General features: G+C 71.2%; 15 protein-coding genes. 7 read left to right on the forward strand and 8 right to left on the reverse strand.

Annotated elements, in window-relative coordinates:
- The first annotated feature begins 49 nt into the window (after nt 1-49).
- The 3 genes from QC826_RS09420 to QC826_RS09430 all read left to right on the forward strand — a co-directional run bounded on the left by QC826_RS09420 (nt 50) and on the right by QC826_RS09430 (nt 3,327).
- Nucleotides 50-865 (forward strand): isocitrate lyase/phosphoenolpyruvate mutase family protein, encoded by an 816-nt coding sequence (locus QC826_RS09420; protein WP_279765345.1) that lies wholly within the window; start codon nt 50-52, stop codon nt 863-865.
- Nucleotides 866-1,212: 347 nt separating this feature from the next.
- Nucleotides 1,213-2,604 carry a hypothetical protein gene (locus tag QC826_RS09425; RefSeq protein WP_279765347.1) on the forward strand — a complete coding sequence of 464 codons (1,392 nt, stop codon included), beginning with the start codon at nt 1,213-1,215 and terminating at the stop codon, nt 2,602-2,604.
- 57 nt (nt 2,605-2,661) lie between these two features.
- Nucleotides 2,662-3,327, forward strand: coding sequence for a cohesin domain-containing protein (locus QC826_RS09430; RefSeq protein ID WP_279765349.1), 666 nt, complete (start codon nt 2,662-2,664; stop codon nt 3,325-3,327).
- 78 nt (nt 3,328-3,405) lie between these two features.
- Here QC826_RS09430 and QC826_RS09435 read toward each other — a convergent pair whose 3' ends face one another.
- Nucleotides 3,406-3,909, reverse strand: coding sequence for a flavodoxin (locus QC826_RS09435; RefSeq protein ID WP_279765351.1), 504 nt, complete (start codon nt 3,907-3,909; stop codon nt 3,406-3,408).
- Nucleotides 3,910-4,194: 285 nt separating this feature from the next.
- On the opposite strand from QC826_RS09435, the gene QC826_RS09440 reads away from it, so the two are divergent.
- Together QC826_RS09440 and QC826_RS09445 are read left to right on the forward strand one after the other, a co-directional pair.
- Entirely contained in the window at nt 4,195-4,317 is a 123-nt protein-coding gene (locus QC826_RS09440; protein WP_279765353.1) for a hypothetical protein, read from the forward strand.
- Complete coding sequence (locus QC826_RS09445; RefSeq protein WP_279765354.1) at nt 4,305-4,904, forward strand: LysE family translocator; 600 nt, start codon at nt 4,305-4,307, stop codon at nt 4,902-4,904. Before QC826_RS09440 ends, QC826_RS09445 begins: the two co-directional genes overlap by 13 nt.
- A gap of 36 nt (nt 4,905-4,940) precedes the next feature.
- Here the strand turns inward: QC826_RS09445 and QC826_RS09450 are convergent, their stop codons facing one another.
- Together QC826_RS09450 and QC826_RS09455 are read right to left on the reverse strand one after the other, a co-directional pair.
- The gene (locus QC826_RS09450; RefSeq protein ID WP_093386841.1) at nt 4,941-5,573 is read right to left on the reverse strand and encodes a YitT family protein; all 633 of its coding nucleotides are present in this window, start codon (nt 5,571-5,573) and stop codon (nt 4,941-4,943) included.
- Between the two features lie 109 nt (nt 5,574-5,682).
- Complete coding sequence (locus QC826_RS09455) at nt 5,683-6,357, reverse strand: LysE/ArgO family amino acid transporter (RefSeq protein WP_279765355.1); 675 nt, start codon at nt 6,355-6,357, stop codon at nt 5,683-5,685.
- Between the two features lie 89 nt (nt 6,358-6,446).
- Here QC826_RS09455 and QC826_RS09460 point away from each other — a divergent pair, with 89 nt between their 5' ends.
- Both QC826_RS09460 and tssE read left to right on the forward strand, forming a co-directional pair.
- Entirely contained in the window at nt 6,447-7,349 is a 903-nt protein-coding gene (locus tag QC826_RS09460; RefSeq protein WP_279765356.1) for an ArgP/LysG family DNA-binding transcriptional regulator, read from the forward strand.
- A gap of 145 nt (nt 7,350-7,494) precedes the next feature.
- Nucleotides 7,495-7,992, forward strand: coding sequence for a type VI secretion system baseplate subunit TssE (tssE, locus tag QC826_RS09465; RefSeq protein ID WP_279765357.1), 498 nt, complete (start codon nt 7,495-7,497; stop codon nt 7,990-7,992).
- A 149-nt stretch (nt 7,993-8,141) separates the two neighbouring features.
- On the opposite strand, the gene QC826_RS09470 is transcribed toward tssE, so the two are convergent.
- From QC826_RS09470 to QC826_RS09490, 5 genes are all read right to left on the reverse strand, one after another.
- A complete protein-coding gene (locus QC826_RS09470) occupies nt 8,142-8,588 on the reverse strand; it encodes a YeeE/YedE family protein (RefSeq protein ID WP_279765358.1) in 447 nt (148 codons plus the stop codon).
- Between the two features lie 10 nt (nt 8,589-8,598).
- Complete coding sequence (locus QC826_RS09475) at nt 8,599-9,033, reverse strand: YeeE/YedE family protein (protein WP_279765359.1); 435 nt, start codon at nt 9,031-9,033, stop codon at nt 8,599-8,601.
- A 72-nt stretch (nt 9,034-9,105) separates the two neighbouring features.
- A complete protein-coding gene (locus tag QC826_RS09480; protein WP_279766428.1) occupies nt 9,106-9,930 on the reverse strand; it encodes a sulfite exporter TauE/SafE family protein in 825 nt (274 codons plus the stop codon).
- 179 nt (nt 9,931-10,109) lie between these two features.
- Nucleotides 10,110-11,780, reverse strand: a complete 1,671-nt coding sequence (locus QC826_RS09485; RefSeq protein WP_279766429.1) for a bifunctional protein tyrosine phosphatase family protein/NAD(P)/FAD-dependent oxidoreductase — start codon at nt 11,778-11,780, stop codon at nt 10,110-10,112.
- 25 nt (nt 11,781-11,805) lie between these two features.
- Nucleotides 11,806-12,699 carry an MBL fold metallo-hydrolase gene (locus QC826_RS09490; RefSeq protein ID WP_279765361.1) on the reverse strand — a complete coding sequence of 298 codons (894 nt, stop codon included), beginning with the start codon at nt 12,697-12,699 and terminating at the stop codon, nt 11,806-11,808.
- Between the last annotated feature and the right edge of the window lie 142 nt (nt 12,700-12,841).

A 12,841-nucleotide genomic window follows, 5' to 3' on the forward strand; every position in this document is an offset into this window, starting at 1 on the left:
GCCGACCGGCCCGCCAATTCCCATCCATCAGCAGCCATTTCGATCGCCCATGTCTACTCAAGCAGAAAAAGCCGCGCGTTTCGTCGCGCTGCACCAGCAGTGCTTCATCACCCCCAATCCCTGGGACCTGGGCTCGGCCCGTTTGTTGGAGGCGATGGGCTTTCAGGCGCTGGCCACCAGCAGCGCCGGCCTGGCCTGGTCGCGCGGCGGCGCCGATATGAGCGTGGCGCGCCCGGCGATGATGGCCTACCTGCGCGAGCTGTGCGCGGCGACCACGCTGCCGGTCAGCGCCGACCTGCAGAACGGCTACGGCGACGCGCCCGACGTCGTGCACGGCTGCATCGCCGAGGCGGCGGCCTGCGGCGTGGTCGGCGCCTCGATCGAGGACGTCGGCGGCGACGGCGCGGCGATCCTCGACATCGGCCTGGCCGTCGAGCGCATCCGCGCCGCCGCGCAGGCGGCCCGCGCGCTGGACTTCCCGTTCACGCTGACGGCGCGCGCCGAGAACTACCTGTACGGCAAGCCGGACCTGGACGACACCATCCGCCGGCTGCAGGCCTACCAGGAGGCCGGCGCCGACGTGCTGTTCGCGCCCGGCCTGAGCAAGGCGGCCGACATCCGCGCCGTCGCCGCCGCGTTGCGGCGGCCCTTGAACGTGATGATGGGGCTGCCGAACATGCAGCTGACGCTGCGCCAGCTCGAGGAGCTCGGCGTGCGCCGGGTCAGCGTCGGCGGCTCGCTGGCCAAGGCCGCCTACGACGCGCTGACGCGGGCCGGGCGTGAAATGCTCGAGCGCGGCAGCTTCGACTACGCCCAGACCGCGCTGAGCTCGGGCGACATCAACACCATCCTGGCCCGGCCGTAGCCGCGCGCCGGTAGTGGCGCTGCGCTAAAAACGCGCAGCGAACCTTTCCCTTTCCAAAACAAGGGCTTGGCGCCGACGGCGCGGCCTTGTTAACAAGCTTATCCACAGTTTGTGTGGGTAACCGCGCGGCGCCGGGATTCCCGTTCAGCTTGTCGGAATACTTGCCACCCGCGCCGCTCCGCGCCCGTGCCCCTCCACAATACGCATAGTCTTCAAGGGCTTGCCGGCGCTGGCGCCGATCTTGCATCTTCCTTCGCACAAACCCCGGCCCCGGCAGCGTCGCGGCCGGGGTTTGCCGCGTTGACGTGTTTTTCCACCCGCAGTTCGAACCACGAGGAGACTAGATCATGAAGATGCTAGACAAGCCGTGCTGGAGACAAACGGGGGCGCCGCGCCGCATCTGGCGCGCGCTGCTGGCGCTGGCGGCGTCCGCGCTGCTGCTGGGCGGGCCGGCCTTGGCGGCCGAGCCGGGCCATTTCATCGAGCTGCTCAGCGGCGCCGGCCACGCCGACGGCAGCGGCTGGCAATCGAGTGTGGACGGCGTCAACTGGATCCCCGCCTACGCGCCGTATCCGAATCCGCTCACCATGCCGAATCCGCGCCTGAACTCGCTGGGCGTGCACGGCGACCAGATGTGGCACTGGGCCGGTCCCGGCCTGCCGGGCTCCGGCAGCCCGCCGAACGCCGCCCGGTTCCGCTACATGTTGGACATCCCGCCCGGCGGCCTGAGCCAGTTGATCGCGCTGGTCGCGGCCGACGACGAGTTGACACTGACGGTCAACGGCCAAGTCATCGGCCACTACCTGCTGACCCAGCACCAGCAGCCCAACAGCCAACCGATCGTCGTGCCGATGGACCTGACCCCCGCGCTGCACGAGGGCGTCAACGAGATCCGCATCGACGCGGCCGACGTCCTCGGCGTCAACCACTGGTTGTTCTTCGACCCCTACAATATCAACGCGTCGCCCACCGAGGTGTTGGGCGCGCACTTCGCCGGGCCGGACAGCCTGGTCGGCGACCGCGACGATTTCCATGGCGGCGACGCGGCCGACGCCGCGCCGAAGTCGGCCCATGTGCAGGCCATATTGGATGTGTTCGCCAACACGGTGGGGCAGGGAGCCGGCGTCGATCTGGACGTGGCGGCCGACAACATGCCGGTCGGCATGACCCACAACTTCACGCTGCCGCCCGGCGCCATCATCACTTCGGCGAAGGTCGCCGCCCGCGTCCAGATGACCGGCGACAACGTCGTCAACGACATCATCTACTACAACGACAGCACTGCGGCGGTGGGCATTTCCACCAACGTGGTCACGCTGTTCGACCTGCTGGGCGGCGCCCCGCAGTTCGGCCGGACCTACCTGCTGGACTTGAACCTGGCCAAGCTGCCGTTGCGCGCCACCAACCCCGGCGCCACCGTCTCCGGGCCGCCCGACAGCATCGTCAACCTGTTTGCGATGTTGCAGGCGCAGCAGCACCTGGACCTGGTGTTCGCCGACGACACGATGGTCGACTTCTCCGAGTTGACCATCACCTACACGATGCCGGGCATGCCGGCCGGCGACCTGGACGGCAACGGCGCCGTCGACAGCGCCGACGTCGACATCATCCTGACCGGCTTGAACACGCCCGCGCTGGGGCCGACCGATCCGCGCGACCTCGACCACGACGGCCGCATCACCATCCTCGACGTGCGCAAACTGGTGGCCGGCTGCGGCAAGCCGCGCTGCGCCAAGTGAGGCGGCGCGCCTGTCCCGGCCGGCGACGGCCGGTTTTTCCACATGGGAGACTTGATCATGAAGAAGATATGCTGTGCGGCCATGCTGTGGCTGCTGACCCTGGCCTGGCTGCCGTCGGCGCGGGCCCTGTCCATCACGCTCGACCCGCGGGGCGGCTTCCAGGTCGCGCCGGGCGGCACGCTGCTGCTCGACGTCAACATCGACGGCCTGCGCTCGGGCGGCCTGAACACCGAGCTGGGCGCCTTCCAGTTCGACCTGTTGTTCGACCCGACCCTGTTCCAGTTCGTCGCCGGCCTGCCGTCGGCCTTCGGCCCCGGTCTGGGCGCGGTGGGCGACCCCAGCTCGGCGCTCGGCTTCGTCGACCTGGTGGCGCCCGGCCAGCTGCACCTGGCCGAGGTGTCGCTGCTGGACGGCGCGTCCTTGCGCGCCATGCAGGGTGACTCCTTCCTGCTCGGCACGCTGGCCTTCAACGTGACGATGCCGCCGCCGCCGGTGCCGGCCAACACCATCATCGTCGCCGACGATATATTGCTTGGCGACGCCGCCGGCGACCGCATCGTCGGCCTGGCCAACGTCAACCCGCAGGTGATACTGCAGGTCGACGAGCCGGGCACGCTGGCCGCGCTCGCCCTGGGGCTGGCGGCGATGGCCTGCTTGCGGCGGCGCGGCCAGGTGGCGGCGCCGCGCCGCGCCATGGCGCCGTGCCGCCCCGGCGCGGTTTGATGGGGCGGATGCGCCGGGCCGCTTTGCAGCGGAGCGGTCCGGCGAGCCCGTTCCGGCCGGCGGCGCGCGCCGTCGCGCTCAGGCGGGCGCGCCGCTGGTCTGCCCGAGAATGAACTCGACGCGCCCGCCGAAGGCGCGCGCCGGCTCGACGTAGGCGCTGCGCTCGAACAGCTCGCCGTCCAGCGTGAGCGTGGCCAGCAGCGGCTGGCCGCTGAGCGCGGCGATCGCCGCCAGCACGTCGGCGCCGCCGTTGCCGCCCTGCGTGCAGAAGGCCGCGACGCGGCGCAGGCCGGCGCGCTGGGCCGCGATATAGCTGCGCAACGGCGGCGCCATGCGGCCGGCCCAGACCGGCGTGCCGAGCACGACCAGCTCGTACTCGGCCGGATCGTGGCGCGGCGCGGCGAGGGCCGGCCGGCGCCCGCTCAGCGCCTGCCACAAGGCGCGCGGCACGCTGGGCAGGTAGTCGTTGCCGTTGGCGTAGTAGATCTGCTCCAGATCGGCGTGGCAGCCGTTGGCGATGGCGGTGGCGGCCTTGGCGGTGCGTCCGGTGCGCGAATAGTAGACGACGAGACAGTGCTTCATGGTGCTCCCTCCGAATGGACGCGGCGCGGCGGCGCGCCAGTCACAGAGGGTAGGACGGCGCGGCCGGCGGTTTTGTTCCCGCGCCGGCCGGCGCCGGCGCCCGACGCGCCGCTCGTGGCGCCCGGTGCTTGATCCAGACCAGCGTCGCGTTCGGACGGAGGTGGGGGGGGCAGGTGACGTGTACTGGTCAAAACACCGGCACAATGTCACCGTTTATCTGGTGGACTGTACCGGTACTGTATTGGTTTTGTCGATTAGCATGGGTCTTCACCTACAGGAGATCCCATGTCGACCATCGTTCGCCAGTACCGCATTCGCGCCGCCGCCGCGGCCCGCGCCGCCACCGCCGCCGCCACCGTCATCGGCGCCGTCGCGCCACGGCAGGGAGGCGCGCCATGGACGCCCTGATGCCGCTGATCCCCCTGATGTCCTTCGCCTTCGTCTCGTCGATCACACCGGGGCCGAACAACATCATGCTGACCTCGTCGGGCATCTGGTTCGGTTTCCGCCGCTCGATCCCGCACATGCTCGGCATCACCATCGGCTTCGGCGTACTGCTGGGCATCTGCGCCGCCGGCATCGGCGCGCTGGTGATGGCGCTGCCGGCGCTGCAAATCGCCCTGAAGGTGGCCGGCTCCGGCTATCTGCTGTACCTGGCCTGGCAGTTGCGCAGCATGAATTTCGACCGCCAGGTCGAGGCGGCGCACCGGCCGATGGGCTTCCTGGCGGCCGCCGCCTTCCAGTTTTGCAATCCCAAGGCCTGGGTCATGGCGATCACCGGCGGCGCCGCCTTCCTGCCGCAGAACCTGCCGGTGTCGCTGGCCATTTTGCTGTACTGCCTGGTGTTCTGCGCGGTCAATCTGCCCTGCATTTCCGTGTGGGCCGGCGCCGGCGCCTTGCTGCGCAAGTTCCTCGCCGACCCGCTGTGGCAGAAGGTGTTTTGCGGCGTGATGGTGGCGCTGACCGCGTATTCGGCGCTGGCGATCTGGTTGTGACGATGGCGGCGCGGCGGACATCGTCCGGCGACGCCGTCAGATCGCCACGTAGCGCCCGGGCTGGTGGTTGATGGCGATGGTCAGGTTGAGCACCAGCGCGCCCAGCAGCGACATGGCGATGGCGCTGGGCGAGATCAGCGGGATCGACAAGGCCGTGATGGTGCCGTCGAGCGCCAGTTGCACATAGCCGGCGCGCCAGCCGTAGCGCTCCTGCAGGTACAGCACCAGCACGTTGACGCCGCCCAGGCTGGCGCGGTGGCGGAACAGGATCAGCAGGCCGACGCCGGCCAGCAGGCCGCCCATGACGGCGGCGTAGGCGGGGTTGATCTGGTCGATCTTGAAGGCCAGCGGCAGCAGCTCCGACCACAGCGACAGCAGCAGCACCGAGCAGAAGGTCTTGAGGGTGAACACCCAGCCGAGTTTCTTCCAGGCCAGCAGGTAGAACGGGATGTTGATCAGGAAGAACAGCTTGCCGAAGCTGACGCCGCTGGCGTAGTGCAGCAGGAAGGCGATGCCGACGGTGCCGCCGGTGATCAGGCTGGCCTTGCCCAGCAGCGCCAGTCCCAGCGAGATCAGCAGCGTGCCGGCGACCAGCGCCTGTATATCGTCGAACAGGGTGTGCGGGGCGGCGGACGGGGCGGCGGGCGGGACGGTGGCTTCAGTTTCCATCGCGCCACTATAGTCCCGCCGGGTGGGCGGCGGCAATGCTCACCTTGGATGATTGCCTAGCTTCTTCATTTGTGTACTAATTCGCCCGCCCGCCGCATTCCATGCCCCATCAAGGCCACACCAGCGACAGGGCGATGCCCCACATGGTGGCGGCGATCAGGCCGTCGAGCACGCGCCAGGCGTGGGGCAGGGCGAACAGCGGCGCCAACAGGCGGGCGCCCAGGCCGAGGCAGGAAAACCACAGCAGCGAGGCGCTCATGGCGCCGGCGGCGAAGACGTAGCGCCCCGTCTCGCCGGGCTGTTGCGCGCCGATGGCGCCGAGCAGCACCACGGTGTCGAGCCAGGCGTGGGGGTTGAGCAGGCTCAGCGCCAGCGCCGTGCGCAGGGCCGCGCCGCGCCGGGTCAGCGCCGCCGAGGCGATGCCCGGCCCAGCTGTGGCCGCGCCGCTCGGGCCTGTTGCGAGCACCGCGCCGCCCGGCGCCAGCGGATCGGGGCCGCTCGGCCGCCAGGCGGCCCAGGCGGCGCGCCGGCCGTATTCGAACAGGAACAGGGCGCCGGCGACGCGGATCAGTCCCAGCAGCGCGGCGTTGCCGGCCACCACGCGGCCGACGCTGCTCACGCCCAGGCCGATCAGCAACATGTCGCAGCCCATGCAGACGGCGGCGCACAGCAGCACGTGGCGTCCCTGCAGACCCTGCTTGAGCAGGAAGGCGTTCTGCGCGCCGATGGCGATGATCAGGCTGCCGCCCAGGCCGATTCCCTTGAAAAACACACTGCTCAACATGACGTCCCCTTGGTTTGACAGGACGCCAGCATAAGCAGCCGAAGTGGATTAGTATAATGAATGATATTCACCATTCATTCAAAAATATAATGAGCGCCATCGATTATCGCGGCCTGGCCGCGCTCGACGCCGTGGTCGGCAGCGGCAGTTTCGAACGGGCGGCGGTCCAGCTGTCGATCAGCCAGCCGGCCGTGTCGCACCGGCTGCGCGCGTTGGAGGAGGCGGTCGGCGCGCTGCTGGTGGTGCGCAGCCAGCCGCCGCAGGCCACCGAGCGCGGCCTGCGCCTGATCGCCCACTACCGCCAGGTGCAGTTGCTCGAATCGGCGCTGGAGACGGCGCCGGCGGCGGCGCGGGCGCTGCCGCGGTTCGCCATCGCCGTCAACGCCGACAGCGCCGCCACCTGGCTGCCCGAGGCGCTGGCGCCGCTGCTGACGCCGACCAGCTGCCTGATCGACGTGCGCATCGCCGACCAGGACCACACCCTGCGCCAGTTGCGCGAGGGCCGCGTGGTGGCCTGCGTCAGCAGCTCGGCCGAGGCGGTGGCCGGCACGGTGATGACGCCGCTGGGCGTGATGCGCTACCACTGCGTCGCCGCGCCGGCCTTCGCCGCCCGCTGGTTCGCCGACGGCTTGACGGCCGAGGCGGCGGCGCGCGCGCCGGCGCTGGTGTTCGACCAGCACGACGCGCTGCACCGCAACTACCTGCGCCAGCAGCTGGGCTGGGACGGCGCCTTTCCGCAGCACGCCTTCGGCACCTCGGAGGGCGTGGTGCGCATGCTCGAGGCCGGCCACGCCTACGGCATGCTGCCCGTGCAGCAGGCCGGCGCGGCGCTGGCGGCCGGCACGCTGCTCGACCTGACGCCGGGCGCCCATGTCGACGTGGCGCTGGCCTGGCGCTGCTGGAACGTGCAGACGGCGCTGACGCGCGCCCTCAGCGACAGCGTGGTGGCGACGGCGGCGCGTTGGCTGCTGCCGCCCCGAGGCGGCGCGTAGCCTTGTTAGGGCAAGCCGGCGGCAAGCCCGCGGCATCGGCGCGTGGCGGCCGCAGCGTTCGTTTGAGCGGCGCCAAATTGTCGCGCGGCAATTGACGGACAATGGGTCTTCCCGCCGGCCCCGGCGGCCGCCAGCAGGAGCCGCCATGACACCGCACTACGCCCCCGGACTGTTCGACCGCCTGCTCGACGACCAGCCGCACGCCGCCACGCGCGGCGGCCGCGCCGGCTGGACGCTGGAGCAGTTGAAGGACGCCGTGGCGCGCGACCTGGAGGCGCTGCTCAACACCCGCGCCGCGCTGCCGGCCGGGCTGCTCGAAGCGTTTCCCGAGGTCGGCAACTCGATCGTCAACTACGGCCTGATCGACTTCGCCGGCATGTGCCTGACCAGCAGCGAGGACCAGAAGCTGATCTGCGCGGCGGTGCGGCGCGCCATCGAGCGGCACGAGCCGAGGCTGACCGCCGTCAGCGCCTCGCTGCGCGTGCGCGGCACGCGCGTCAACCGGGTCGACTTCCTGATCTCGGCGCGCCTGAAGGTGGACGCGGCGGCCGAGCTGGTGCGCTTCGACGCCGTGCTCAAGCCGTCCACGCAGCAGTACGCGATCCGCCAGCTTGGCCACGCCGAGCAGGACGTGTCGTCCTGATCCGTGTTGCGCCAAGCGGATCGGCGGCGCGCAGCTGCTGGAGGAGGGCGGCCTGGGCTTGGCGCTGGGCGGCGCCGAGTCGTTCCCGGCGTTGCGGCGCCCGACCGAACGTGCCCTGCCGGCCAGGTGCCCGGCACCTTGGAGAGCGCTCAGCCGGCGCGGGTTTGCGGCGCCGCCTGTTTGCGGCGCCACTGTTCGATCGCCTCGAACAGCAGCATGCCGGCCAGCATGGCGCCGACGAACAGCAGCATCTTCGGCAGGCCCATGCCGGCGCCGACCAGCGCCGGGCCGGGACAGATGCCGGCGATGCCCCAGCCGATGCCGAACAGCCCGCTGCCGACCACCAGGCGGCGGTCGATGGTCTGCGCCGTCGGCAGTTTCATCTCGGCGCCCAGCCAGCTGCGGCTGCGCCGCCGCGCCAGCGCGAAGGCGAGCACGCCGACGCCGATGGCGCCGCCCATCACCAGCATCAAGGACGGGTCCCAGTCGCCGGCCAGGTCGAGGAAGCCCAGCACCTTGGCCGGATTGGCCATGCCCGACACGATCAAGCCCCAGCCGAACACCAGGCCGGCCAACAATGCGCTCACGATCAACATATGCGACTCCTTAAAACGACAACAAATGACGGACGACGAAGACGGTGGCGAAGCCGGCTCCCATGAACACGGCGGTGGCCGCCAGCGAGCGCCAGGACAGGCGCGACAGGCCGCACACGCCGTGGCCGCTGGTGCAGCCGGAGCCGTAGCGGGTGCCGACGCCGACCAGCAGGCCGGCCAACACCAGCGCGCCGTCGCCGGCCGCGATGCTGACCGGCGGCAGGGCGGCGAACAGGCTGTAGACGAGCGGCGCGCCGAGCAGGCCGGCGATGAAGGCGGCGCGCCAGCCGATGTCGCCGCGCAGCGGCCGCAGCAGGCCGCCGAGGATGCCGCTGATGCCGGCGATGCGGCCGTTGAACAGGATCAGCAGCGCGGCGGCGAGGCCGATCAGGGCGCCGCCGAGCAGGGCGGACCAGGGGGTGAATGCGTTCCAGGCGATGGTCATAGTGGTTTCCTTGTGTGGCATGAACGATGAATGGTGAATCACGGCGTCGCACGCGCCCTGGCGCGCGACTCTTTATAGCACGGAGCGGGCCATCAGCGCCGCCGCGACGGCGGCCGACAAGAGCGCGAAAGCCTGTTGCAGCCGGGGGCCGGCCAGCTTGCCGGCGATGGCGCGGCCGGCCAGCATGCCGGCCATGGCGCCGGCCGAGAACGGCAGCGCCACGGCCCACTGCAGGTGGCCGCTGGCGGCGCTGGCGGCCACGCCGGACAGCGACACCAGCGCGATCACCGCCAGCGAGGTGGCCACCACCGACTGCATGGCCAGGTCGGTGTAGCGCTGCAGCGCCGGGATCATGACGAAGCCGCCGCCCACGCCGAGCAGGCCGGACAGGGCGCCGGCGAGCAGGCCGGAGACGGCCAGGGCGCGGGCGCAGGGCGCCGTCCAGACCAGCTTGCCACGGCCGGCGTCGAGCCGGCAGGGCGGCTCGGCGCGCGCGGCGGCGCGCGCCGCGTGCACGCTGGCGGCGGCCGCGTCGTCGGCCGCCGCCACGTGCGGATGGGCGCGGCGCCAGGCGCGCCAGGCCACGTACAGCAGCACCAGCGCGAACACGAAGCTGAGCGGCCGGTTGGGCGTGCGTTGCGCCAGCCACAGGCCGAGCGGCGAGCAAACGATGCCGGCGCCGGCGACCAGCAGCGCCGCCTTGTAGCGCACGATGCCGGCCTTCAGCCCCAGCAGCGCGCCAAGGCTGGCCGCCATGCCGACGGCCAGCAGGCCGATGGGGCCGGCGTCGGCGATCCCCAGGCCGGCGCCGAACACCAGCGCCGGCACCGCCAGGATGCCGCCGCCGGCGCCGGTCAGCGCCAGCACCACGCCGATGGCCAGGCCCAGCGCGGCCACCGTCGGCGTGGCGGCGAGCGGCGCCGTGGCCGCGTGGACTGTCGGCGAGAGCGCAGCTAGCGCGAGTAGCGCCCAAACCCGCAAACCTGGGGTCAGACCCTTATGGGGCCGACCCCGGCTCTTTGCCGCTGGGTTTCGCCGGCTTTGCTGGCATCTTGGCCGGGGGGGGAGGAGGGTGCTCATCGGTCGCTCAACTCCGGCTTGGCCAGCCATTCGCGGCCCTTGAGCATGCCCTTCCAGTACAGCGGCGGCAGCATGCGCGCCTTGAGCAGCCAGGCCAGGCGCGAGGGGCGGGTGCCGTCGACCAGCCAGGTCGGCAGGCTGGGCGCCAGCTTGCCGCCGTAGCCGAACTCGGCCAGCACGATCTTGCCGCGCTCGACGGTGAGCGGGCAGGAGCCGTAGCCGTCGTACTGCGCCGCGCCGTCCAGCAACCCGAGCGCGGCGAGCACGTTGTGCGCCACCACCGGCGCCTGCTTGCGCGCGGCGGCGGCGGTCTTGGCGTTGGCCGAGTTGCCGGCGTCGCCCAGGCCGTGGACGTTGGCGTGGCGGCGGTGGCGCAGGCTGGCCGGGTCGATGTCGACCCAGCCGGCGGCGTCGGCCAGCGGGCTGACGCGGATGAAGTCCGGCGCCGTCTGCGGCGGCACCACGTGCAGCAGGTCGTAGTCGCGCTCGACGATCTCCTTGCCGCCGTCGGGCAGCACGCGGCTGAAGCTGGCGCGCTTGCGCGGCCCGTCCACCGCGCACAGGGTGTGGCCGAGGTGCAGGTCGATGTCGTACGCGGCGACGTACTCCATCAACGCCGGCACGTAGTCTGGCACGCCGAACAGCACCGGCGCGGCGCTGTAGAAGTCGATGCGGATCTGCTCGAGCAGGCCGGCGCGGCGCCAGTGGTCGGCCGACAGGTACATGGCCTTTTGCGGCGCGCCGGCGCACTTGATCGGCATCGGCGGCTGGCTGAACACGGCCCTGCCGGCGCGCAGCTTGCGCACCAGCTGCCAGGTGTAGGGCGCCAGGTGGTACAGGTAGTTCGAGGTGACGCCGTGGCGGCCGAGCGACTCGGCCAGGCCGGGCACGGCCTGCCAGTCCAGCTTGATGCCGGGGCAGACCACCAGCTGCTGGTAGCGCACCACGCGGCAGCCGTCGAGGATGACGGCGTTGCGCTCGGGCTCGAAGGCGGCCACGGCGGCCTTGATCCAGTGCGCGCCGCGCGGGATGGTGGCGGCCATGGTGCGCGCCGTGCTGGCCGGTTCGAACACGCCGGCGCCCACCAGGGTCCAGCCGGGTTGGTAGTAGTGCACCTCGGCCGGGTCGATCAAGGCCACGTCCAGTTCCGGGTAGCGCGCCAACAGGCTGGCGGCGGTGGCCACGCCGGCCGCGCCGGCGCCGACGATGACGACGCAGTGCTCGGCCTCGGCCACCTCCACCGGCGTGCGGCCCTGGTTGACGATGCGCCGCACCACGCCCTTCATGTCGTAGCCGGCCCGGCCGGCGGCCGCGACGATCTCCGGCAGCGACAGCCTGCCCGCCTGCGACAACGCCCACATCGTGGTCGAGCGCATGCCGCTGCGGCAGTAGGCCAGCACCGGCTTGGGCAGGCGGTCGAACAGGGCGGCGAAATCGGCCGCCTGTTGGTCGCTGACGCGGCCCGATTCGGCCGGCAGGTAGTGCGCCTGCAGGCCCAGCTCGCGCGCCAGCTGGGCGATCTCGGCGAACAGCGGCTGGTCGGCCGCCTCGCCGTCGGGACGGTTGCAGACGATGGCGCGGTAGCCGGCCTGGTGCAGCGCGACGATGTCGGCCGGGCCGATCTGCGGCGCCACCGCCAGGCCCGGCGCCAGCGGCCGGAGGTCCAAGGTTGATTGCATGGCTGTCTTCGGGTCAGACCGCGTTGAGCGGGATTTTCAGGTAGCGGATGCCGTTCGCTTCGGGCTCGGGCAGCCGGCCGGCGCGCATGTTCACCTGCACCGACGGCAGGATCAGCGTCGGCATCTCCAGCGTGGCGTCGCGCGCCTTGCGCATGGCAACGAACTCGGCCTCGCTGATGCCGTCGCGGACGTGGATATTGTGGGCGCGCTGCTCGGCCACCGTGCTGACGTAGCGCAGCTCGCGGCCGCCCGGCTGGTAGTCGTGGCACATGTAGAGCAGGGTGTCGGCCGGCAGGCTGAGCACGCGGTTGATCGAGCGGTACAGCGTGCGCGCGTCGCCGCCGGGGAAGTCGCAGCGCGCCGTGCCGTAGTCGGGCATGAACAGGGTGTCGCCGACGAAGGCGGCGCGCTGGCGGCCGTCGCCGACCACGTAGCTCATGCAAGCCGGCGTGTGGCCGGGCGTGTGCAGGGCGCGGCAGGCCAGGCCGCCGATGTGGAACTCCTCGTTGTCGGCGAACAGGTGGTCGAACTGGCTGCCGTCCTGCGCCATCTCCGGACCGGCGTTGAACAGCGTGCCGAAGGCGTGCTGCACCTCGGCGATGTGTTGGCCGATGCCGATGGCGCCGCCCAGTTGCTGCTTCAGGTAGGGCGCGGCCGACAGGTGGTCGGCGTGGACGTGGGTCTCGAGTATCCACTGCACGCTGGCGCCCAGTTCGCGCACGCGGGCGACCAGGCGGTCGGCGTGGGCGGTGCTGCTGCGGCCGGACTTGTGGTCGTAGTCGAGCACGCTGTCGATCAGCGCGCATTGTTTGCTGGCGCTGTCGAGCACCAGATAGCTGACGGTCCAGGTGGCGGGGTCGAAGTAGCCCTCGACCTGGAGGGCGCTGTTGTTGCTACTGCTGGGCATGATGGAACTCCTGTGGCGCGTGGGGCAAGTAATTACTTACCGCAATATGTGTGCCAGCCTGATGGGGGCGCTACCGATACCGCAAGCGCTTGATCTGGCGACGTTTCGTATCAGGATCGCGCCTGACAAGGGCATGGACGCT

This window comes from Rugamonas sp. DEMB1 (assembly GCF_029834475.1).
Lineage (GTDB): Bacteria > Pseudomonadota > Gammaproteobacteria > Burkholderiales > Burkholderiaceae_D > Rugamonas > Rugamonas rubra.

Bases quoted from the DNA above. Each gene is read 5' to 3' on its own strand.
- QC826_RS09420 (WP_279765345.1), top strand. From the start codon at position 50: ATGTCTACTCAAGCAGAAAAAGCCGCGCGTTTCGTCGCGCTGCACCAG.
- QC826_RS09425 (WP_279765347.1), top strand. From the start codon at position 1,213: ATGAAGATGCTAGACAAGCCGTGCTGGAGACAAACGGGGGCGCCGCGC.
- QC826_RS09430 (WP_279765349.1), top strand. From the start codon at position 2,662: ATGAAGAAGATATGCTGTGCGGCCATGCTGTGGCTGCTGACCCTGGCC.
- QC826_RS09435 (WP_279765351.1), bottom strand. From the start codon at position 3,909: ATGAAGCACTGTCTCGTCGTCTACTATTCGCGCACCGGACGCACCGCC.
- QC826_RS09440 (WP_279765353.1), top strand. From the start codon at position 4,195: ATGTCGACCATCGTTCGCCAGTACCGCATTCGCGCCGCCGCCGCGGCC.
- QC826_RS09445 (WP_279765354.1), top strand. From the start codon at position 4,305: ATGGACGCCCTGATGCCGCTGATCCCCCTGATGTCCTTCGCCTTCGTC.
- QC826_RS09450 (WP_093386841.1), bottom strand. From the start codon at position 5,573: ATGGAAACTGAAGCCACCGTCCCGCCCGCCGCCCCGTCCGCCGCCCCG.
- QC826_RS09455 (WP_279765355.1), bottom strand. From the start codon at position 6,357: ATGTTGAGCAGTGTGTTTTTCAAGGGAATCGGCCTGGGCGGCAGCCTG.
- QC826_RS09460 (WP_279765356.1), top strand. From the start codon at position 6,447: ATGAGCGCCATCGATTATCGCGGCCTGGCCGCGCTCGACGCCGTGGTC.
- tssE (WP_279765357.1), top strand. From the start codon at position 7,495: ATGACACCGCACTACGCCCCCGGACTGTTCGACCGCCTGCTCGACGAC.
- QC826_RS09470 (WP_279765358.1), bottom strand. From the start codon at position 8,588: ATGTTGATCGTGAGCGCATTGTTGGCCGGCCTGGTGTTCGGCTGGGGC.
- QC826_RS09475 (WP_279765359.1), bottom strand. From the start codon at position 9,033: ATGACCATCGCCTGGAACGCATTCACCCCCTGGTCCGCCCTGCTCGGC.
- QC826_RS09490 (WP_279765361.1), bottom strand. From the start codon at position 12,699: ATGCCCAGCAGTAGCAACAACAGCGCCCTCCAGGTCGAGGGCTACTTC.